The 22430-nt window shown below is 41.6% G+C and carries 11 protein-coding genes and 1 pseudogene; 10 read left to right on the forward strand and 2 right to left on the reverse strand.

Annotation, left to right across the window (positions count from 1 at the left end):
* Positions 1–278: 278 nt before the first annotated feature.
* Positions 279–4338: pseudogene (locus JCM10512_RS23600) on the reverse strand (hybrid sensor histidine kinase/response regulator transcription factor).
* Between the two features lie 280 nt (positions 4339–4618).
* On the opposite strand from JCM10512_RS23600, the gene JCM10512_RS08060 reads away from it, so the two are divergent.
* From JCM10512_RS08060 to JCM10512_RS08090, 8 genes are read left to right on the forward strand one after another with little or no spacing between them, the layout of a single operon-like run.
* Positions 4619–5776: a glycoside hydrolase family 88 protein gene (locus tag JCM10512_RS08060; RefSeq protein ID WP_244437015.1), complete on the forward strand. Its 1158-nt coding sequence runs from the start codon at positions 4619–4621 to the stop codon at positions 5774–5776.
* A 27-nt stretch (positions 5777–5803) separates the two neighbouring features.
* The gene (locus tag JCM10512_RS24560; protein WP_262482592.1) at positions 5804–5935 is read left to right on the forward strand and encodes a hypothetical protein; all 132 of its coding nucleotides are present in this window, start codon (positions 5804–5806) and stop codon (positions 5933–5935) included.
* A complete protein-coding gene (locus JCM10512_RS08065; protein WP_200869097.1) occupies positions 5916–8966 on the forward strand; it encodes a SusC/RagA family TonB-linked outer membrane protein in 3051 nt (1016 codons plus the stop codon). The genes JCM10512_RS24560 and JCM10512_RS08065 overlap by 20 nt, the downstream gene beginning before the upstream one ends.
* 26 nt (positions 8967–8992) lie before the next feature.
* Positions 8993–10621, forward strand: a complete 1629-nt coding sequence (locus tag JCM10512_RS08070) for a RagB/SusD family nutrient uptake outer membrane protein (protein ID WP_044162090.1) — start codon at positions 8993–8995, stop codon at positions 10619–10621.
* Between the two features lie 28 nt (positions 10622–10649).
* Positions 10650–11582, forward strand: coding sequence for a DUF5017 domain-containing protein (locus JCM10512_RS08075; RefSeq protein WP_044162019.1), 933 nt, complete (start codon positions 10650–10652; stop codon positions 11580–11582).
* Positions 11582–14014: a polysaccharide lyase family 8 super-sandwich domain-containing protein gene (locus tag JCM10512_RS08080; protein WP_044162021.1), complete on the forward strand. Its 2433-nt coding sequence runs from the start codon at positions 11582–11584 to the stop codon at positions 14012–14014. Before JCM10512_RS08075 ends, JCM10512_RS08080 begins: the two co-directional genes overlap by 1 nt.
* A 27-nt stretch (positions 14015–14041) precedes the next feature.
* Positions 14042–15565, forward strand: coding sequence for a fimbrillin family protein (locus JCM10512_RS08085; protein WP_044162023.1), 1524 nt, complete (start codon positions 14042–14044; stop codon positions 15563–15565).
* Between the two features lie 30 nt (positions 15566–15595).
* Positions 15596–16402: a fimbrillin family protein gene (locus tag JCM10512_RS08090; protein WP_158332193.1), complete on the forward strand. Its 807-nt coding sequence runs from the start codon at positions 15596–15598 to the stop codon at positions 16400–16402.
* Positions 16403–16861: 459 nt separating this feature from the next.
* Here JCM10512_RS08090 and JCM10512_RS08095 read toward each other — a convergent pair whose 3' ends face one another.
* Positions 16862–18433 (reverse strand): sulfatase family protein, encoded by a 1572-nt coding sequence (locus JCM10512_RS08095; protein ID WP_044162026.1) that lies wholly within the window; start codon positions 18431–18433, stop codon positions 16862–16864.
* Between the two features lie 283 nt (positions 18434–18716).
* On the opposite strand from JCM10512_RS08095, the gene JCM10512_RS08100 reads away from it, so the two are divergent.
* A complete protein-coding gene (locus tag JCM10512_RS08100) occupies positions 18717–19091 on the forward strand; it encodes a hypothetical protein (RefSeq protein ID WP_044162092.1) in 375 nt (124 codons plus the stop codon).
* 189 nt (positions 19092–19280) lie between these two features.
* Positions 19281–22427, forward strand: a complete 3147-nt coding sequence (locus JCM10512_RS08105) for a SusC/RagA family TonB-linked outer membrane protein (RefSeq protein ID WP_044162028.1) — start codon at positions 19281–19283, stop codon at positions 22425–22427.
* The last annotated feature ends 3 nt before the right edge of the window (positions 22428–22430 follow it).

Below are 22430 nucleotides of genomic sequence, written 5' to 3' on the forward strand. Positions count from 1 at the left end.
AAGAACGTTTTAGTTAGCCTAGTATTACTTCTTTTATTTTTTCTTTCTTTCTTTGGGAACCGTTTGCTCCTTGAAAGTCGTCCCACTCGCCATTTTATTGAAGGACAAGTGAGAACTGGTTTGGGGGCTAATATATATAAGGTCGCATTTGTGTTTATACCTCACGAGGTGAATGTGTGTATCTATTAAAAGCAACATTACAAAGGAAAGGCTTTTTTTGCAAAGATAGGTGCCCAAAATATACATCTCATGTGCTTTATGCGTACAAATCGTTTTTTTTACTCATCTATATACTCTTCACCATGATCTGTATCCGATTCATCCTCTTTTTTATTTCTTCTGAAAGCTTGTGGAACGACCTGATATTTCTCTTTAAAACATCTACTGAACTGTCGGGGAGAAGAGAATCCCAGTCGATCGGATATCTCCGAAACATTTAACTCCGGATTTTCCCGAAGCATTAGCGCTGCTCGCTTCAGGCGGATTGTTATGATGAACTCATACGGAGTCTGTCCGGTGATGTCTTTCAGTTTGGTGAATAGTTTGGTACGTGCAATTCCAACCTCTTTAGCTAGAATGTTGACATTGAAATCGACATTGTCAAGATGCTGCTCAATCACATTCATTGCCTTATCTACCAGTTCTTTATCTAAAGGATTGGTCGCTAATATTTGCGGTGTAGCGGATGGTTGTTGACTGAATTTCTCTTGCAACACAATACGGTTGTTTACTAGATTGTTGCACCTCGATAGCAAGATGTTGATATTAAATGGTTTGGTAATATAGTCGTCCGCTCCGGTGCGCAACCCTTCCAGGTTATGTTCTGTCGAAGTTTGGGCAGTTAGCAGTACGACCGGGATGTGGCAAGTCTCTATCTGTTCTTTAATTCGTTTGCATAGCTCTGTACCCGACATTTCCGGCATGACTACATCACTCAACACAATGTGCGGATGATCGGACAACGTTTTTTCCCATCCCTCTTGCCCGTTGGAAGCTGTTATTACGGTATAGAACGGTGTGAAAAGCTTGACAAGCATCTCTTTCAGTGACTCGTTATCTTCCACAATTAAGATCTTAATCTCTCTTCTTTTACCGGAAAGCTTTCGATCGGGCTCTCGTTGTTGAGTATTTCCTGTTCGTCCAGTAGGCCGTCAAGGGCATAGGTTTCTTCAGGCAGCGAAGAAAAAGAGTCTTGAACATTATTCGTAAGCTGTTCGGAAGTAAAATGCTCTTTGCCTGTTTTAAGATGTATACAGAAGGTAGAACCTTCTCCCGGTTCGCTAAATACCTCGATCGTGCCATGATGCAACTCTACAATGCCTTTACTAAGTGATAATCCGATTCCGGTACCAGTTAGCAACGATTCTACCTGATCCACCTGATAAAAGCGTTCGAATATGCGTTGTATGTTTTCAGAATCGATGCCACAGCCATTGTCAGTTACTTCTATAATAACTTCCTGGTTCCCTTTGCGTACCGATACGGATATTTCGCCTCCTTCTTTGGAGTATTTAAAAGCATTCGATAGCAAATTATTAATAACTTTCTGCATTTGCTTCGTATCATACCAAGCCGGCAGATTATCGTGGCTTTTGTAGAAATTCAGGGTGATATTCCTTTGTATGGCATATTCTTGGAAAAGGAGGTAAATCTCATAAACGAAGCTTACCGTATTATGTTCACTGACTTTGATGAGCATATGTCCTTGTTCCTGTTTGCGGAAATCAAGTAGTTCGGTGACCAATTCTCGCAGTTGCAGGCTGTTCTTATACACGCCTAATATCTTATTGTAGACGATTGGCGTGAACGAACGAATTTGCAATAACATTTCCATCTGTCCGATAATCAATGTCAATGGCGTACGGAACTCGTGTGATATATTGGTGAAGAAACGCAGCTTGGCTTGGTTGAGATGTTCGATGTCTTCGGCATGTTTCTTTTCGTACTTCAGTGATTCCTGTAACTTAATACGATGATTATAAACTCGAATCAGATAAAAAGAAATCAGGCTAATGCCTAGTGCATATAAGAGATAAGCCCATATTGTCAGGTAAAAAGGTGGAAGAATCTCGATGTGTAGTTTACTTTCGGGAACAAACGGATTGTTTTTGGCCCGAACGATGAGTGTATAGCTTCCCGGGTTTAGGTTGGTGTACGTAATATTGTGCTGTCCCCGTGTACTAGTCCAAACTCGGGAGAATCCTTCCAGATAAAACTCCATCTCATCTTTGTTGTAAGGAATATAGTTGGAAGTCGTATACTCAATGCTGAACATCGACTGATTATGTTTTAGGACTAGCTTATCTGTGTATTCCAACGTTTTATCCAGAATCTGCGTTTGGTCGTTTACTTCAACCTCCTCGCCGTTGACAAACAGTCGGAAAGGATGGATCTCATATTTCTGCCAGGTGCGATCTATGTCCTTCTCACGGAAAGCGATCATACCGTTCATACCACCTATATATATGTCCCCATTGGAGGCTTTGAACAATGCACGCTCGTTTGTTGCCGATAAAGGTACGCCAACCCCTCGGTTGTAGTTGGTAAATGTGCGGGTCGCATAGTCCAGTATAGAGAAACCAACGTCCGTGATAAACAAAAGTCTTTCGGGTGACAGCTCGCACACATCATAGATGCAGTTGCTTTCGATACCGTTTTTTTGTTGGTCCAGATTTTCAAAGTCGTCCGTTTCGTATCGGTAGATGTCTATCCCGGCTTCACTGGTGCATATCCAGAGCCTTTTCTGGCTGTCTTGGAAAATGCGATTGATACTGTTGCTGCTCAGGCTTTGTTTGAGAGCCGGGTTATGCTTATAGTTTTTAGTTGCGTGTGTGTCGAAGTGATAGCTATAAATACCCTCTCCATTGCCGGTAGCCCATAGTGTATTGCAATGGTCTACACACAGTGTATTGGCCATAGCGATGTTATAGGGTTCCTTATGCAAGATAAGTTCGCTTTTCCCATTCTCCGGATTAAAGATGCACACGCCTGCATGAGTTGCCAAAATCAGTTTCTTTTTATAGGGAACAATGTCTCTGATCGTGTTTGAGGGCAGTGAACTCTGGGATTCCCGGTTCGATTGATAATGTGTGAACTGCTCGCTACGAAGATCTAATTTGTTTAACCCTCCTAAATGAGTTCCGATCCATAGAATGTTGTTCTTTGAATCATGATACAACGATTTAACATTGTCTTGTGAAAGACTGTTTTTATACTTATCATGTTTAAACCATTGGAAAGTACCCTCTCCGGGCGTATATTTGTTAACCCCACCGCCTTCGGTACCAATCCATAGGTTGTGTTGGTTGTCTTCTACAATAGGAGCTACAATCGGGAAACTGAGCCTTCGGCTTCGACTTTAGAAACCTGGATATGGTGATAGACTTGATATTGGGGAGTGAAATAGTTAACTCCTCCGAAGTAAGTTCCGATCCATACGGTTCCTTGTTCGTCACAGAGCAAGCTCCAGATCGAAGAGTGAGTCAGGCTGTGTTCTCTTTCACTTTTCTGGTAGCAACTGAAAGTACCTGAATGTGTATTAAAACGGTTTAGCCCATTAAATGTGCCAACCCACATATTACCTTGTTTATCTTCGCAAAAGCTACGTACAAAGTTAGAGCTGATACTTTTTGGGTCCGACTCTGTATGCAGGTAATTCTTCATTGAATTACCATCCATCACATAAAGTCCGTTTTCCCAGGTCCCGATCCAGAACCGTCCAACAGAATCTTGGAATATATTGATAACGTTGACTTTGGGGAGCAACTGAGTTAGCTTTTTCTGCTTATCCAAGCGAAACAGTCCATGTTCTTCGGTCCCGATCAACATATAATCGTCGCATACATAAAGTGCACCGATGTTCGAGCAGTTGTTCAGGGTATAGTAAGGTTCAAACTGCTTTCCGTTGTGGCGATAAATGTGAGAATCCTTGGTTACATACAGATCTTTATGATAATGCATAGCGCGTATGTATCCTTGTATCAAAGTCGTAAACTGGTTATTGGTTGTATTAAGTGCCGACACACCTTTCGGAGTCATGAAGTAAACTTCATCCTTGCCATTTCCGGTTATTTTTTGTATATTGTTGAAGATTAAACTATTCGGATCACTTTTGTGGGATTTATAAGTGATAAACTCATTTCCATTATAAAGGTTAACCCCGTTGCGTGTTCCTATCCAGATGTAACCCTTAGCGTCTTGATAAAGGCTGATGACTGAATTATTAGAGAGTCCATTCTCAGTAACCAGATGATTAAATGATATTTCTTGAGAATATACATCGGTTAAACAGAGTAGTGAAAAAATAATGATTGCGAGTGTTGATTTAATATATTTCATAGTGTTCCTTAAGGTTTATGTTGAAAATAAGGCAAATATATATTTTTTTATCGGTTTTTCGGCCTTTTAATGTTACCTTTTTGTACATTATATGTGCTTTTTTTGTACAAACTTTGTTTGTGAGGTGTCTGTACATATCTTGTACATCGTTTGAATTTATTAGACTGCCTCTTTAGAATATGCGGGCTATATTTGCCATATAAACTTAAAAAATAACAATGTAATGCGTATGAAAAACACTTTATGGCTATTTGTTGGTACCTTCCTTTTATGGGTGTCGATGAGCGGATGTAAAACGAAAACATTAAATCAGGATGTTGGCCTGATTGCTGATAATATAGCAAATGCTGTGTCTCAGTATTCATTGCAAACGGATGTGATTGAACATAGTGGTGGAATATTGAATCCTCGCACTATTGATGATAAGGGAGAGGTCATTTACGTTCCTTTCGACGATTGGACCAGTGGATTCTTTCCGGGTAGCATGTGGTATATGTACCAGCTCACCGGAGATAAAAAGTGGAAAACGTTGGGACAGAAATATACGGAAGCTATCGACTCCGTACAATACCTGACCTGGCATCATGATGTCGGCTTTATGGCGGGATGTAGTTTTCTGAACGGAATGCGATTAGGTGACATCGACTATACACCAATCGTTGTACAGGCAGCTCGCTCACTGGCTACTCGCTTTCGTCCGGAGGCGGGTGTTATTCAGTCATGGGATTCGGATAAAGGATGGCAGGCCAAACGCGGATGGAAATGTCCCGTGATTATTGATAACATGATGAACCTGGAACTATTGTTCGAGGCTACTCGTCTTTCAGGTGACTCTACCTATTATAATATAGCAGTTAGCCATGCCGATAAAACGTTGGAAAATCATTTTCGCGCAGACAATAGCTGTTATCATGTAGTCGACTATGATCCGGAAACCGGAGCCGTACGTGGCAAACAGACCGCACAAGGTTATGCCGACGAGTCATCGTGGGCGAGGGGACAGGCTTGGGCATTTTATGGCTATACTATGTGTTATCGTTATAAGCATAATCCCGCTTATTTAGATCAGGCACTCAAAATCTATAACTTCATATTTACGAATAAGAATCTTCCTGCTGACTTGATACCTTACTGGGACTTTGATGCACTCAATATACCGAATGAACCTCGGGATGTATCGGCTGCTACCGTAACAGCTTCCGCTTTATATGAACTGCATACCTATCTATCGGATGCAAAGTATAAAGAAACGGCCGACAAAATCATAGAGAGCTTGAGCACTCCTGCGTATAGAGCACCCGTCGGTACAAATGGAAACTTTATCCTGATGCACTCTGTGGGAAGTATACCGCATGGTGCCGAAATCGATGCTCCGCTGAATTATGCTGATTACTATTTCTTGGAAGCCTTAATCAGAAAACGTGACTTAGAAAAATAATACTTATCAGAACCAATTATCATACTTATGAAAAATGTACAACTCTTAAAACGAATTAATTTCTTACTGCTGGCGCTCTGCACCTTCTCATTTGCTTTTGCGCAGATAACGGTTGGCGGTAAAGTGGTAGACGAACTAAATGAGCATTATTGGGGCTAACATTACACTAAAAGGCGAGAAAAAGGGAACAATTACAGATGTGAACGGGAAGTTTACGATTTCTGTACCGAAACAATCTTCTGTCTTGGTTATTTCTTTCATCGGTTATGCAACCAAGGAAGTAACTGTTGGTACGAAGAAAACATTGGATGTTATTCTAAAAGAAGACGGAGTTACGCTGGATGAAGTAGTAGCGGTGGGATATGCCACCGTGAAGAAAAGCGACTTGACCGGATCGGTTGCCAAGGTCGACATGACTGATTTGACCAAAAGTCAGGTTCTCTCTTTCGATCAAGCTTTGGGCGGTCGTGTGGCAGGCGTACAAGTTGTATCGAGTGACGGACAACCGGGAGCTGAAACGAATATTGTAATTCGAGGAAGTAATACGATCTCGGACGCATCGGACGGTACACCCCTTTATGTAATTGATGGATTTGCAACAGAAGATGCTAATCCGGCTGCGCTGAATCCGAACGACATCGAATCGATTGACGTGCTGAAAGACGCCTCGGCTACAGCTATCTATGGAGCACGGGGTGCGAATGGAGTAATTATTATTACGACTAAACGAGGTACGGAAAGTGCTCCGCGTGTGACGTATGACGGATATGTTACGTATCAGGCGGCTCCTAAAAACCTAAAGCTTCTGCAAGGACAAGACTATGTAGCTTGGCAAAATGAAATATTGGGTGCTTCGGGTATGGCCGATACTTATTATCGTTATGATGAGGCGTTGGGACGCAACCGTGTGTTGGAAGATTATGCCAATCTACCTTCTACTGACTGGCAGAATGAAGTTTTCCGTGCGGCTCCTATGACTAGTCATCACCTGGCGTTAACGGGAGGAACCAAAACGACTAAATATAGCTCCAGTGTCTCGTACTACAACCAACAAGGGGTTATTATCAACTCTTCGTATGAAAGTTTAAAGGCACGTGTTACGCTTGACCAACAAATATCCAAAAACGTGAAAGCGGGAGTGACTGTTAACTTCTCGAATAATATATCGAAAGGATCTGCACCTTCACAAGGTGGTGGTGGAGATACCCAGTATTTCCTGTATCAGGTATTGGCTTATCGCCCGTTGTTCTATTCGGATGAAGACGAAGATGAGGACGCATTGTTGCAGAAACATCCTAACTATCCGTACAATCCGGTGAAGACGATTGAAAATACATACGAGAAAACGCGTAGTCGTCAGCTGAGTATGAATACTTATCTGAACTGGATGCTAACCAAGGATCTTACTTTTAGAGCTACTTTTGCTTATAACTGGCGTATCGATCGTCGTGAAACGTATGATAATGCCGATACGTATTGGGGAGACCCGCGTTATTCTTCTCGCCATTCGAATGGTAAGTTCAGCTTTAGAGAGTGGGACGGATGGTCGAATGAATACACGTTGACTTATAAGAAAAGATTTGGTGCGCATAACCTAACAGCGATGCTTGGAGGTTCATTAAACAGTCGTACGTCTTCCAATCTAGGAGCATCGTCGGTTATGGTACCTTGGGATGCATTAGGTTTCTGGGGCTTGTCTTCGGGTACTCCGGAAACGATAACCACCAACAATTTTGTTCATAACATGGCTTCTTATTTTGGACGTGTCAACTACGACTGGCGGTCACGTTATCTGTTGACGGCTACTGTTCGTGCCGATGGAACTTCTCGATTCCCTTATAATAAATGGGGTTACTTCCCTTCCGGATCTTTTGGATGGCGAGTTTCTGAAGAGGCTTTCATGGCACCGGCCAAAGAATGGATGTCTAACCTAAAACTCAGAGTGGGTTGGGGAGCAACCGGAAACTGTAATACATACAGAGACTATCCGTCGCAATTACTCTATTTAGGTGACCAAAGCTATGCTTTCAACAACTCGATGGACAATCCGGCTATTTACATAAGCCAGATGCCTAACAAAAACATGAAGTGGGAAACTACTTATCAAACGAATATCGGACTTGATTTTGGTCTCTTCCAGAATCGGATTACCGGAGAAATTGACTTCTACAACAAAGAAACGAAAGATCTATTGCTGAATGCTGAGGTCCCTCTATCTATCGGATTCGATAAGATCCAGCAAAATATAGGTAGCATCCGCAACCGTGGTATGGAGTTCTCTATCAATACGGTGAACTTTACTGGAGGTAAAGGTGGACAGTTTAAATGGACTACAAACTTTAATATCTCTTTCAACAAGAGTAAGATTACCGGGCTTTCGGGAGATCAGGATTTCTTAGTAACAGGTATTCAATATCCTACCATTAAGAACTTATATATCGCCCGCATCGGTCAGCCACTTTCTCAGATGTACGGATACGTATATGACGGAGTTTATCAGTATGAAGATTTTAATGAAGTATCGCCAGGCGTTTTCGTATTGAAAGATGGTATTCCTAATAATACCGAAGAGCGCAATAACATTAAACCGGGAGATATGAAACTACGTGACGTTAACGGTGACGGCAAAGTATCGCCGGAAGACCAGACTGTGATTGGTAATGGACTGCCTATTCATACCGGAGGATTTACAAACAATTTCGAATATAAAGGTTTCGATCTGAATGTATTCTTCCAATGGTCGTATGGGAACGATGTAGTCAATTACAACCGTCATCGGTTGGAAGATCTGCGCGGAAGACACCTTAACCAGTTGGCTACTGCAACGAATCACTGGACACCGAGAGTGTACAACAGTGACGGAACCTATACAGATGGAAACTACACCAATTACTTATGTGCTGTAGAACGCAGTTTAGATGTTAACACGAGTAGAGTGGTGGAAGATGCTTCTTTCCTGCGCCTGAAGAATGTGCAGTTGGGATATAACTTCCCGGTGAAGCTAATCAAACGTTTTGGTATCAGTTCGCTACGTGTATATGTAAGTGGACAAAACTTATGGACGTGGACAAAGTACACGGGATACGATCCAGAAGTTTCGACTCGTAACTCTGCCCTTACACGTGGATTCGACTATTCTTCTTATCCGAAGACGACTTCTTATACCTTTGGTATCAAACTCGGATTATAAATTTACATCTAATAATGATCAACCATATGAAAAAAATATTCTTTATAGCAGTAGGTTTATTAACCTTGACTTTTTCATCCTGTGACTTCTTGGATACAGAAGTCTACGGCAATCTTGATGAACATAATCTTTATCGCGATCAAGCCAGTTGCATGGCCGGATTAGCCGGTATATATGATAAATTAGGAGCAAAAGGCACTTACGGCCTGAATATCTGGGGTGACTTGGATGCAGGGACCGATATCATGGTCTATAACCGTGAGTATGGCAAAAAATACATTCAGTTGCCTAACTATAACTATAATAATACCAGCGCGGACCTTGAACAATCCTGGAAAGATTTGTATGAAGGTATCAACCGGGCGAATGATTATATCGGTCTGCTTTCTCAACGCACAGATGAAGAGTGTGGCGGAGAGACTAAGAAGAATATGTATTTAGCAGAAGCAAAAGCTCTGAGGGCATTGTATTATATGAACTTGGTTGCTTTCTGGGGAGATGTACCTTTGCGTTTGGAAGTGGTACGCGACTTATCGCAGCAGCAATTGAAGAGGTCTCCACAGGCTAAAATCTACGAACAAATTATAGAAGATTTGCTTGATGCTGAGAAAGGTTGCCGTCCTGCGGACGAATTGAATGCTCCCGGACGTATTTCGAAGACTACTGCGCAAGCTTTACTGGCCCGTACTTACATGTGGCGCTCCGGTTATCCGATGGAAATGGATAATTGGGAAGAGGCGTTGAACTATGCACGTAAGGTGAGAGACAGCAAATTGCACGAACTCTATCAATCGGATAAAGGCGTAGACGGTTATCGGTCGATGTTCATCAATATGTGTTCCAATAAGTATGACTTGAATCACAAGGAAAGCATGTTTGAAGTAGAGTTCTACGGTAACGGACTGGATAAATCGAATGAAAGTGGCTACTTAGGCTTGTACTTAGGTATCATGCAGGGTGTGCAAACAGATCAAGACGTTCCTTTTGCTTATGCTTGGTTCGATGGTAGCCGGATTCTGATGAAGATGTATGAGAATAATGATGTGCGTAAATGGTGGAACTTTGGTGACTATAAATATGAACTCGTAAACAATAAAGTGACAAAGACAATGTTTACCGAGATGGAGAAACTAACTAAGACAGATGGAAACCCTGGTAAATGGCGTGCGGAATATGATCCGGTTCGTCCTTGGGCGCGGAACAACTCTTCCATCAATTACCCAATCATGCGTTATGCCGATGTGTTGTTGATGATTGCCGAATCTGCGAACGAATTCTCGAAGAATCCTACGCAAGAAGCGATTGATGCGGTTAATCTGGTGCGGGAGCGTGCAGGAGCTAGTAAGGTTAGCTTGGGCGACTTTGCAGGAGCAGAGGAGTTCAGAGAGTTTATTCGGGAAGAGCGTGCGCGTGAGTTGTGCTTTGAGGTACCACGCCGTATGGAACTTCGTCGTTGGGGTAAGCAGTATTATATCGACCGCATCCGACTGTTAAGCGAACAAGCTAAAGATGAAAACGGTAGTCAGATTGGTTATGATGTTACAAGTGTGAAAGCTGTTCCGGGTCTTAATGTAGTGGAAAAACATCTTTACTTCCCTATACCTCAGGCAGAGCTGAATACAAACCCCACTTGCGGACAAAACCCGAATTGGTAATTATGAACCTTAATAATAGAATAGAACCATGAAAAGATATTTATACTTACTATTAATAGTAACAGGCGGACTGCTGGTCTCCTGTGATTCCGAGAAAGTGGATGATGTTGATTTCGATGTGACTATCAGCAATAACCTGAAAGAGATTTATGTAGAAGATGATGTTACGTTCGAATTTAGTGGTAATCCGGCCTACATCGTGTTTTACTCAGGTGAAAGCGGACATGAATATGCTTATAAAGATCGCCTAAGAGTGGACGTGGAATCTATGCGTTTCTCTTATACAATCACACAGCAATATACGGATGATATTTTCCAGAATAAAGAAACGATGCAGATCTATATCTCCGAAGACTTTAACGGCGATTATACGTCGGAAGGAATGAATAAAGCCACCTGGACCAAGCTATCGGGTACGGGAGAAGGCGAATTGAAAGTTCCTCTTTGCGACAATAAACGCAAGGAAGAAGTTTCGGAAAGCGCCGATTTTTCGATCTATAAAGATAGAAAGTTCTACTTGGGTATCCGATATAAAACAACGGTACCTGCTTCCGGCTGGCCACGAGTGGATGTTACATCGATGAATCTGGAGAAAGTAATTCCCGGAGGTACGGTTCCGATGACTAACCCGAGCAAGGGATTCGGTTTCAACTTTGTTTACTTGGATAGCAAAGATGGGAACTTCTGGGCCGACGACGTAAAACTTCTATTCCAGCCTAAGAGCGATAACGAAGGAACGTATGATGTTTGGGCGGTTAGCCAGCAGATTGATGTAGCTGCCGTAGCTCCGGACATGGGCGTACCCGTCAAGTCACTGGATATGAAATCGCCTTCGTATACCTATAACTATACGGAACCCGGTGAGTACAAGGTCACATTTGTTGCTTTGAACGCCAATGCGTGGAATACAAAAAGTGTGATGAAGGAGATGAAGGTTGTTGTTAAAGAAAGGATCGACTAATGAAGAGAGCTTATTTATATTTGCTTGCATCTCTTTTTGTAACACTCGGTGTTTCTGCTCAGAGTGCCGAAAGAAAGTTGGCGTTCGATAACTACCATCGTTATTATAACGAGGCTGCGCAGACACAGAATGTTCAGAAAGAGAAAGCAATCAAAAAATACCGTGATTTCTATGCCGAGCAGGCTCACCGGAAGCATACCATGAAGCCGAGTCTGAACTTGCAAGGCATCTTGAAAGTCTGGAGAGACGATGGTCTCTTTGAAGATATGGCTTTGAAAGAGAAAGAGATTATGGAAAGCAAGGATCAAGGTCAGATAGGACCTTATCTTGAAGAAGCATTCACCCGTGTCTGGACGGTAGCCGAAGAGTTTCGCGCCGAACGTATGGGCGTGTCTCTGGATCGGAGCGTGTTTAAGAAGTGTCAGAAGGCTATTCTTTATTATGGCAATCTGGAGGTGAACCGGAGCAACCGGGTACACCGTTTCCATCCTTCTTGTTTCGGAATGCCGACGGCAGCTGTTAACACCTATTTCTCTTTCCTCAAGCAAATGGATGCTGTAGAAAGGGGAAAGAGTAAAGATCAGGAACTGATTGATGCTTGCGATATGCTGAAAGTTATCGGACTTCAAGCATGGACGCAGCCCCTTCGACACGATGCGACCGATCAGAATGTGATTCAACTGGATCGCTTTCGTAATCATGTATGGTGGGTAGGAGGTAATGCGTTAGCCTATCGCTCCTTGCTTCAGGTGGCGATTATGTATAAATCGATTCCAATGATTGATTTATTGGGTGAAGTAGCACAGCGAGGTATTGATTACACTGCACAGAACATATATAAAGAATCTTTCTGGACGGAAGGCTGTACCGCCGATGGAGCCGGATGGGGACATGGTATGCAATGCCTTATCTGGGGATATCCGATCGATGGCAACATTAATGCGCTCGATATGCTGACGCTGCTCAAAGGTACCCCATGGGATCGTAAACTGAGCGAACAGAATGTGAAAACCTTATTCAACTTCTTTCAGGGAAGTAGTTGGTTTTACTATAAAGGATATATACTTCCTTTCCTTGATCGGGGTACGATGGCGTACAAACCGGATAAAAGGGATGTCGGAACACTGAAAATGGTTCGTAAGTTATTGAAAGATTGGCAAGACTCCTTTACGAATGAGCAACTGTCGGAACTGCGCCGTTTTCAGAAGGATGCCGAACGCTATGTGTTAAACATGGATGGCTATACAGATGGCATATACAGTGGAACGCGTTGGTTCTTCAATAACGACAAACTGATAAAGAAGAACAGCAAGTATCATATTATGGTAAATATGGCATCGGTGCGTTGCGATGGTTTAGAGAGTGCCACCAATACGGCTGATGAATATAATTTCTACCCGACAGATGGTATGACTCTTTTTCAGAAGCGTGGCGATGAATACGCCAAAGTAGTAGGTGCTTGGGATGTTACGGCTACTCCGGGAGTAACTGCCCGGGAAGGAATGGAGAAACTGACTCCCGTAACGAATTGGCGCGGATACTGTAGCATGCATAACTTTGCCGCTGCTGCGACCAATGGAGGCGTCAATGCGGTTGCCGGATACATCTTTGAGAAAATGAATGCTTCGGATAAAGAAGGGGTTAATGATAAAGGTAACTCGGCGAAGGAAAACGAAGTTCTTTATGGCGTAAAAGCCTATAAGTCCTACTTTATGCTGGGCGATTATCTAGTGGCACTTGGTGCGGGGATTACAAATTATCAACCGGAGATGCCGGGTATGATTCGCACAACGATCGACCAAACGTTGCATGAAAGTCAAGTTACTGCCATGCAGGACGGCAAACAGATTCCGGTAGGCAAAGGTGTTTGGTCCTTCTTTGTTGGAGGTAAACCGGTATGGGCTGTTCAACAAGGTAAGTTCGCTTATACGGTATTGCCTGAGTATACGAAGAACGCTTCATTCGTCTATGAAACCCAAAAGACGGATTGGGTGAAAAGAAATTTATCGAACCGCACTAAAAAGGACTTACCCGAGCAGGTGGATATCTTACGTTTGTGGATCGATCATTCGCAAACACCCGTCAATGACACTTACGGATATGTGGTGTATGCGGGAGAAGGCTTACCAGCCACTGAACTACCATTCCAAGTCTTGCGCAATGATACCTTGATACAGGCTGCGCAGAGCAAGGACGAAAAAGTGTTGGAAGCTGTATTCTACGACTCCAATGAGAAACTGGTATCCGGTAAAACGGAACTCTCGGTTTCCGCTCCATGTGCTGTGTTGGTGGATGATGGTAAACTCACCGTAACGGATGCGGCAATGAACCGGGATCTGAAGGAGATTGTAGTTACTTACAACGGAAAACGTATCTCTGTAGAGATGGCGCAAGGTGCTTTTTGTGGCAAGCCGGCGACTGTGAACTTATAAATTAAACGAGAATAATAAAAGTACGATATGAAAAACAATTTATTTTATGCAACAATCATTGCTGTCGTCGCATTAGCTTTAGGAGGCTGTAGCGATGATGCTACGGATACACAACCAGTACCTGCTCCGGCTGTACTGATGGCGAAAATTTATACGCTCGATCCTGAAGAAGAGGGTACGCATTGGAAATCGGGAAAGAATGTCGGTGTTTATGTGTTGAAAGGAAATACGACAGAGTGCGTCTCTCCTTATAACAACGTGAAATATCAGACAACGGTGACACCGGAAGGCTATTTCACACCTGCAGTTAAGGAAGATGTGATCTACTATCCGCAAGATGGTAGCAAAGTAGATATAATCGCTTATTATCCTTGGAAAGAGACAGTGGCGGATGAGCTTTATCCCATGGATGTATCCAGTCAGAAGATTGCGGCCAACTTCAGCTTTCTTTATGCCGGAAACGGAAAAGGTTTAAGCAGCAGCAATCAGAAAACGACTCTGGAACTTCGTCCTGTACTTTCACAAATAGTATTCGATCTCAAACCGGGTGATGGGGTGGTGGAAGAGTATTTGAGAGAGTCGGAAATTAAGATTTCGGGAATGAACACGAAAGCCGATTTCAATTTACTATCCGGTCAGTTCGAAGAGAGCTCAGAGCCGAAAGACATAGCCTTGGTCACATTTGCCGAGAAAGATGAAGCTACTAATATCGAAAGAAACGGAGCTTCTGCACAGGTACTTCCCGCATCTTCAACCGAAGGATATATCGTTGAAATTAAATTGCCTAATATGAACCGCACCTATTATTGGGAGCTAACAAAAGGCACCACGCTTCTGGAACAAAGCGTGAGATATATTTGTACCGCTCGAATCGACTTGGAGAAAATAGAAGTCGTAACAGAAGTGAAACCGATTGAAGATTGGCAGGATGGAGCTAATAAAGAGGTAGCTGCGGAAGAAAACAGAATTCAGCAAGACATCGAATCTCTGCCCGTAGGAACCTTGTCGACCATCACCAAACCCTTTGATATGTTGATGCACACATGGGGCTTTTATAAACGAATCGAAGATGGCAAAACGCTTACGGCAGAGGTGGAATACGATGAAACGCTGGGACGCAATGTCATTCACGCGAAGTATGTATCGGCCAACTCTTGGTATAAATACTTCTTCGCTTACCGGACGGGTAATGTCAAACCGACGACTTACGCGTTAAAATTTAAAGCGAAAGGTACGAATTCCAAAGACATCAGATGCTATATCGAAGGAAATAAAGATCGGTACATCACATCGAATGCATTGGTTACGGGTGATAAATACATCGGTTACATTCAATTTAGGCTGACAGGGGAGTATAAAGAGTATGAACTGGTCTTTAACTTTGCTAGAGCCATTGTGGGCACTGCGTCTACTGCTTTTCCGGAGGGTGATCCGAAGCTTGTAGAGACTACGGAAGATAATTTAAAGGACTTCTATATTGCTTTCCACTCTCAGAGCGGTGGAGATGTAGAAATCTACATGGATGATATTTCCTTTCAGGAATACAAATAACCGAATCGTAACATCTAAATAATAATGAACATGAAAAAACAATATAGACGAATCATGGGGTTACTTTGTGTATTTGCTGCAATGGCAGCCTCATGTAGCCAGGAACTGGTAGAAGATGCTTTGGTACAAGACGGCAAAGAGGTCGTATTCAATTTCGGCATTTCTCAGACTCGTACGTTGACAGAAGGCAAAAAGACTGTCTTTATAGATAATGATGAGATCGGTATTGTGGGCTTGAAACGTGGTACGGAAGACGTTATCCATAAGAATCTGAACTATCAGTATGCGGGTGGCAAATGGGGAGCGGAATATTCCATCACCTTCCCGGTGGATGGTAGTACGTTGAACTTCTATGCCTATTATCCTTTTGTAGCCAACTTAGAAAGTACTACATTCGATTTCACAGTCGCTGCGGACCAGTCCGTAGCCGGTGGATATAATCAGAGCGACTTATTGCTGGCGAAGAACGAAACCGCCAATGTGGAAGATACTTCAATCACTTTGACATTTGTACATAAACTAGCTCTGGTAGAAGCCAATGTGATTCTGCCGGCAGGCGCGGAGATCGAAAGTGTGAGTCTCAGGGCCAAACGTACCGCTACGGTTGATTTGCTGAACCAGACAGCAGTTGTGAAGGCAGATGCGGACGCGGAGTTCGTAACGATGGCAAAAGCCGAAAACGTGTTTCGGGCAGTTGTGCCTGCGCAAAGTGTTGAGAGTGGAAAGATGTTCCGTGTGTTGACTACCGATGGCGGAGCCTACTGGTATAAGACAACAGTCAGTGAGGAGCTTGTTGAGAATAAAATCACAACTTTCACAATCGATTGCTCCAATTAAACCCAAATATCCGATGTATTTAAATGGCTTTACCCCCGACACACTAAGAAAAAAAATATTTTAGTCTCATAGTCTCATTGTTTTTAGCTTAAGCCATTGTAGTACAGAGATATGTAAGATGAGAGATACCTTCAAATATTGGTATCTCTCATCTTTTTTGCGTAAAACAGCGTAAAAACAGGCTATCTCTCATGGTATTTGAAGGTATCTCTCATATTCTTTGAGACCATTACTCCTACTATTTTTTGCCTGATGTCTTAGGTGCTTCGATCGTCGCACCCGGGTGAGTCGATCAGAAAACCTAAGTGAGCAGGCCTGCGCACCCGAGTGAGTAATCGATTTACTTTATACTAAAACGAAAGAATAATGCCTGTGTTTTTATCTTCTTCTTTTTTAAAATAAGTCATTAATAGGTGTAATAAGAAGTAAATAGAGAAGTATATTGCGGCTATACTATTACTATATTTGAGGATAAATAATAAGTTTCTTATTTGTTTTCTTGTCATACCAATTATCATGAGCTTCCATTAACCATTGACCTAGATCTGATTTTAATTTTAAAGCGACTTTGGAAGGAATACTTTCTAAAGTTAGGGTATTCATCTGGTACGGGTCTTTTTGATTATCGAATAATTGATAAGTTCCATTCTGCTGGACTTCGTATGTATATTGATAAGTACGTACCCCTTTGGCATTGTTGCGGAAATAGAATGCGGAAGATGGTTTAGCGTTTTTCTGAAACTTTTCTGTTAGTATTCCATCGGAATAATCTCTTCCCATTACAGTAGAGGGAATTTTATTATCTAATCCCAGCAAACCTAACATGGTGGGCATGATGTCGACTGTACCCAGCATTAGGTCTTCCATTCGATGTGTCAGCTTTTGTGGGTAACGGATGATAAACGGCGTTAAGAATGATTCATCATAAATCACCGATTTACCCATTGTGTCCTGACTGCACAACATCTCGCCATGATCGGAAGCAAAAACAACCAGCGTATTATCAGCTTCTCCGGTTTCCTCGAGTGCTTGGAGCACACGACCAATCTCTTTGTCAATAGCAGCGATCAGAGAGAAGTAAATTCGGGCAGTCAATTGCTTTTCTTTATTTCTCGCATTGGGAGTTGATGACTTAACAGATTGATCTACATTCTCGCGGACAAAGAGTTCATGAGCTGGTAAATCTTTATAGTATTGGTTGTAAATTGTCGTATCGCAATCACTTAATTTATAATAAGGTGGGTGAGGCGGGTTTATTGACCAGATTATGCTAAATGGCTTGTTGGGATCTCGTTGGTTATTCTTATTCTCTAAATATTGAATAACGATATTAGCCTCCTTTTGTCCGGAGAATTGATGGGTACGATATGCTTCCCCATCGCTTTTCCCATCAATCAATTCCGGTCTGTTGGAATATGAAATGGGGTTGAAATGGTTATCGAGTATATGCTGAAACCAATATTGGTTACTATGCCTACTTTTACCTTCGGGAATATAAGTGTCAAATTCTGATATAGAATGTCTTCCGGGTTCTTTACCTATATAATTACCTTCTTTATCAAATACTGCCTCCGTTTTGTGCCAATGAGTTTTTCCAACATAGGCAGTTTCGTAACCGGCTTTAGCTAATACATCTGTCAGGCATTCGATGTCGTGATTTAGTTCTTGCTCTCTTCCTATTCTACAATTAAGATCCAATCCATTTGTTTGTGCGTACATTCCGGATAATAACATACCGCGATGCGGGCTGCTTAATGGAAACGTACTGCATACTTGAGTAAATAACACTCCTTGTTTGGCTAGTTTGTCTAAGTTGGGAGTATGTACAGGGTCACCTAACGTAGAAATCGCGTCTTTATATTCCGGGTCGCTCCAGATCCCTAATGCGTGTAGGCGATACTGGTCGGGAAAGATATAGAAGAAGTTGGGTTCTTTCTTTTCCTTCTGCGTTTGAGCCTTTATACTGCCACAAGTTCCATTAACTGAGATGCCGGCAGTCAGCATCAATAAAAAAGCTTTGTGAGTATCCATATGTTTAATTCTTATTTATGTGTTACAAAAATAGGAGGATCTGTGTTGATTGATGTGTGTTGGGAACATAAGAGGTAAAATTACAAATATACGTGTTTAGTCTGAATTGTTTCTTATGGGCAAGGATGGAATATGTGCCCTCTGTGTACAGAAATACTGTATTTTGCGTTCACGATGCTTTATTGAGGCTGTTGTACGTTTGATGCACCCATTGTGTATTTGTATCTCACCCCTCTTTTTATCAAATTTATAACTTTGCAATGTTACAAGTACAAAATAATACATGAAAAACTTTTGTTTAACTTTGGCAGGAATGTCATTGGGAGTATTCGTTGGGTGTACACCTAAAGTTGCCAATGATATTATTTCTGAAAATATCAAGAATGCAGTTGAACACTATTCGCTGCAGACAGATCTAATTGAGAAAAACGGTCAAATCCTCAACTCACGTACGCTAAACGAAAGTAAAGACATCGTTTATGGTTCTTATGATAATTCGACCAACGGATTCTTTCCGGGTAGTATGTGGTATCTATTAAATCTCACAAGCGATAAAACATGGGAAGCTTTGGTCGTGAAATACACCGAGGCTCTTGAATCGGTACAATACTTTACCAGGCATTATGATGTAGGCTTCATAGCAGGATGTAGCTTATAGCATTTTGATGTGTTCAGTATGAAGTATTCCGCATGGAGCTGAAATTGATGTGCCATTGAATTATGCAGATTATTATTTTCTGAGGCATTAAACCGTAAACGTGATTTTGGGTAAATAGATAACTTTTCAGGATAACTTTTCTTCTATTATTAATCGTGTCCTTTGATTGACACATAAATCTAATTTATTATGGATGAACCAAAGAAAAAGTACAGGCCTAAACGGAAATTGGGAGTACTTTTGCTAATGCTGTGTTCTACTCTTTTTGCTTTAGGACAACAAACTACTATTGTTGGAAAAGTAATGGATGAGTCGGGATTACCTGTTATTGGAGCTACTGTACAAGTGAAAGGAACCTCTGCTGGGACTATAACAGATGTAGATGGAAACTTTAAGACAGTAGTGAAAGATGTGAAAACAACTGTACTTATTACATCTTTTGTGGGCTACGAAACACAGGAAGTTTCTTTAAAAGGCAGACTCTCTGTGACAATCGTTTTGGTTGAGGCCTTTAATGAGCTACAGGAAGTTACCGTGGTAGCTTATGGAACACAAAAAAAGGAAACGCTTACAGGAGCTATCTCTTCTGTGAAAACAGCGGATTTACTACAGTCACCCAATGCGAGTATTGCTAACTCTTTAGCAGGAAAAATAACGGGTCTTTCATCTGTTCAAAGTAGTGGGCAGCCGGGAGCGGAAGATCCTAAGATATTTATTCGCGGTGTTGGGTCTTTGACAGAAGGTGGAGCTTCGCCTTTGATACTTGTTGATGGTGTTGAACGTAGCTTTTTCCAAATGGACCCCAATGAAATAGAAAATGTTACCATCCTGAAGGATGCTTCCGCTACAGCAGTTTTTGGGGTGCGTGGTGCCAATGGAGTAGTTCTGGTTACTACCCGGCGTGGTGAAGAAGGAAAAGCACGCATTTCGATCAACTCTTCAGTTGGTGTTCAGATGTCTACACGAACACTTGATATGGCAGATAGCTATACGTATGCATCGTCCTATAATGAATTGCAACGTAATGACGGAAGAAAAGAAACATTTGACGCATATTCTTTGAAGCGTTTTGAGCTTGGGGATGAGCCTATTATGTATCCGAATATCAAATGGCGTGATTATATGACTAATAAAGCAGCTATACAAACTCAGCATAACCTGAATATTACGGGAGGTACCAAGAGTGTGCGTTATTTTATTTCATTAGGCTATCTCTATCAGGATGGTTTGTTTAAAGATTTCGGACAGGATAACCTCGGTTATAAGTATAATCGTTATAACTATCGCGCAAATTTAGATTTGGACATAACAAAATCCACCGTTTTAAAAATGGGTATTGGTGGAATTGTTGGCGATAAAATGGAACCAACTAATAAAGATATCTGGAAATCTATAAATTGGTCACAGCCATTTAGCAGTGCCGGTGTCATCGATGGGTACTCTGTTATTACTCAACCACGGTATCAGGATATTAAGATGCTCGATCCGATTGCCAGTTATTATGGTTGTGGCTATAATAAAACGATCGCTAATACGATGAACCTTGATTTACATTTAGTTCAGAATCTTGATTTCTTTACTAAAGGTTTGTCGGTAGAAGTAAAAGGAGCCTATAATACTGACTATTCTTTTATAAAAAAGAGGAAAGGAAGCGTAGAATCCTATATAGCTTATTATCAGTCGGAGTTGGAGGAATTGGGCTTGACTGTTGAGGATCCAAATTTCAATAAAGAACTTGTTTATCAAATTTCAGGAGCAAATTCTAAATTGGGATATGAAGAAGATGTAGATCGTGGACGCAACTGGTATTTTGAAACGAGTGTACGCTATAACCGTAAGTTTGGAAATCATAATGTGGGTGGTTTATTACTCTATAATCAAAATAAGAGATATTATCCTAGTCAGTTCGGATATATACCTACAGCTTATGTTGGATTAGTCGGTCGTGCAACGTATGATTATAAATCTCGCTATATGGCGGAATTCAATATTGGTTATAACGGTTCGGAGAATTTCGCTCCAGATAAACGCTTTGGTACTTTCCCCGCTTTGTCTTTGGGATATATTATATCGGAAGAGAGTTTCATGAAAAATCAGCAGGTTTTTGATTTCTTGAAATTGCGAGCTTCTGTAGGTTTAGTTGGGAATGATAATATGAATGATAACCGATATCTCTACTTGCCGAATAGTTACGATGTGGATAAGCTTGGCAGTGTTGATGGTGAATGGAAGAACTACCACTGGGGGTACAATTTTGGATTCCAAAATTCGACTCCATTGAAAGGAGCTGTTGAGAATCGACTGGGAAATCCTAATGTAACTTGGGAAACAGCTTTAAAGCAGAACTATGGTGTTGATATGAACTTCTTAAGCAATCGTTTGAGGGTTAAATTAGACTTTTTCCGTGAAGATCGTAAGGACATCTTGATTGCTCGGCAGACTATTCCTCTTCTGACCGCGTTGACATCTAAATTACTCCCTGTAGTCAATATGGGTAAGGTCGAGAATAAAGGATATGAAGTTGAAGTGAATTGGAATGATAAGGTAGGAGGGAATTTTGATTACTATGTAAATGCCAATATGTCTTATTCGAAAAATAAGATCAAATTTCAGGATGAAGTAGAGCCTAATGAGACTTATTTGTGGCGTACCGGCCAGCCGGTAGGTTCTATTTTCGGTTATGTTGCTGAAGGATTCTATGCGAAAGATGATTTCATAGATGAAAAACTGAAAGATGGGCTTCCGGTACCAAAGATATCTGTACAGCCAGGTGATGTGAAATACAAGGATTTGAATGAAGATGGTCTAATAAATGAAAATGATCAGAAAAATATAGGATATCCCACTCGACCTAACTACGTCTTTGGACTGAATTTTGGCGCAAACTATAAAGGCTTCTTCTTTTCAATGAATTGGACGGGGGCTGCGCAACGTTCTTTAGTGTTGTCGGAGTCTTTTCGTAGACCATTCAATGGAGAATCTCGTGGCTTGATGCAGTATCATGTAGATCATCGTTGGACTGAGGAGACAGCTGGTACGGCCACGCAACCTCGCTTCTCATTTAATAACGATAGTTATAACTATATGACATCTACGCTATGGGTAAAGAATGGATCTTATTTGAAATTGAAGAACTTGACATTGGGGTATAACTTTACAGGATACCCAACCTTGAAAAAAATAGGTATCAGTCAGTTGGGATTGAAGTTTACTGCTTACAACTTACTGACATTTGATCATTTTGGTATAATGGACCCTGAGTCGAATCCAAATCAATACAATGATACTTATCCTGTTGTGAAAATTTTCAATTTAGGTGTTAATCTAACTTTCTAAAAA

Source organism: Bacteroides reticulotermitis JCM 10512 (genome assembly GCF_000517545.1).
Taxonomy (GTDB): domain Bacteria; phylum Bacteroidota; class Bacteroidia; order Bacteroidales; family Bacteroidaceae; genus Bacteroides; species Bacteroides reticulotermitis.

What these genes read in the sequence shown, in the direction of transcription:
- JCM10512_RS08060 (WP_244437015.1), top strand. Translation starts at nt 4,619, where the DNA reads ATGAGCGGATGTAAAACGAAAACATTAAATCAGGATGTTGGCCTGATT.
- JCM10512_RS24560 (WP_262482592.1), top strand. Translation starts at nt 5,804, where the DNA reads ATGAAAAATGTACAACTCTTAAAACGAATTAATTTCTTACTGCTGGCG.
- JCM10512_RS08065 (WP_200869097.1), top strand. Translation starts at nt 5,916, where the DNA reads ATGAGCATTATTGGGGCTAACATTACACTAAAAGGCGAGAAAAAGGGA.
- JCM10512_RS08070 (WP_044162090.1), top strand. Translation starts at nt 8,993, where the DNA reads ATGAAAAAAATATTCTTTATAGCAGTAGGTTTATTAACCTTGACTTTT.
- JCM10512_RS08075 (WP_044162019.1), top strand. Translation starts at nt 10,650, where the DNA reads ATGAAAAGATATTTATACTTACTATTAATAGTAACAGGCGGACTGCTG.
- JCM10512_RS08080 (WP_044162021.1), top strand. Translation starts at nt 11,582, where the DNA reads ATGAAGAGAGCTTATTTATATTTGCTTGCATCTCTTTTTGTAACACTC.
- JCM10512_RS08085 (WP_044162023.1), top strand. Translation starts at nt 14,042, where the DNA reads ATGAAAAACAATTTATTTTATGCAACAATCATTGCTGTCGTCGCATTA.
- JCM10512_RS08090 (WP_158332193.1), top strand. Translation starts at nt 15,596, where the DNA reads ATGAAAAAACAATATAGACGAATCATGGGGTTACTTTGTGTATTTGCT.
- JCM10512_RS08095 (WP_044162026.1), bottom strand. Translation starts at nt 18,433, where the DNA reads ATGGATACTCACAAAGCTTTTTTATTGATGCTGACTGCCGGCATCTCA.
- JCM10512_RS08100 (WP_044162092.1), top strand. Translation starts at nt 18,717, where the DNA reads ATGAAAAACTTTTGTTTAACTTTGGCAGGAATGTCATTGGGAGTATTC.
- JCM10512_RS08105 (WP_044162028.1), top strand. Translation starts at nt 19,281, where the DNA reads ATGGATGAACCAAAGAAAAAGTACAGGCCTAAACGGAAATTGGGAGTA.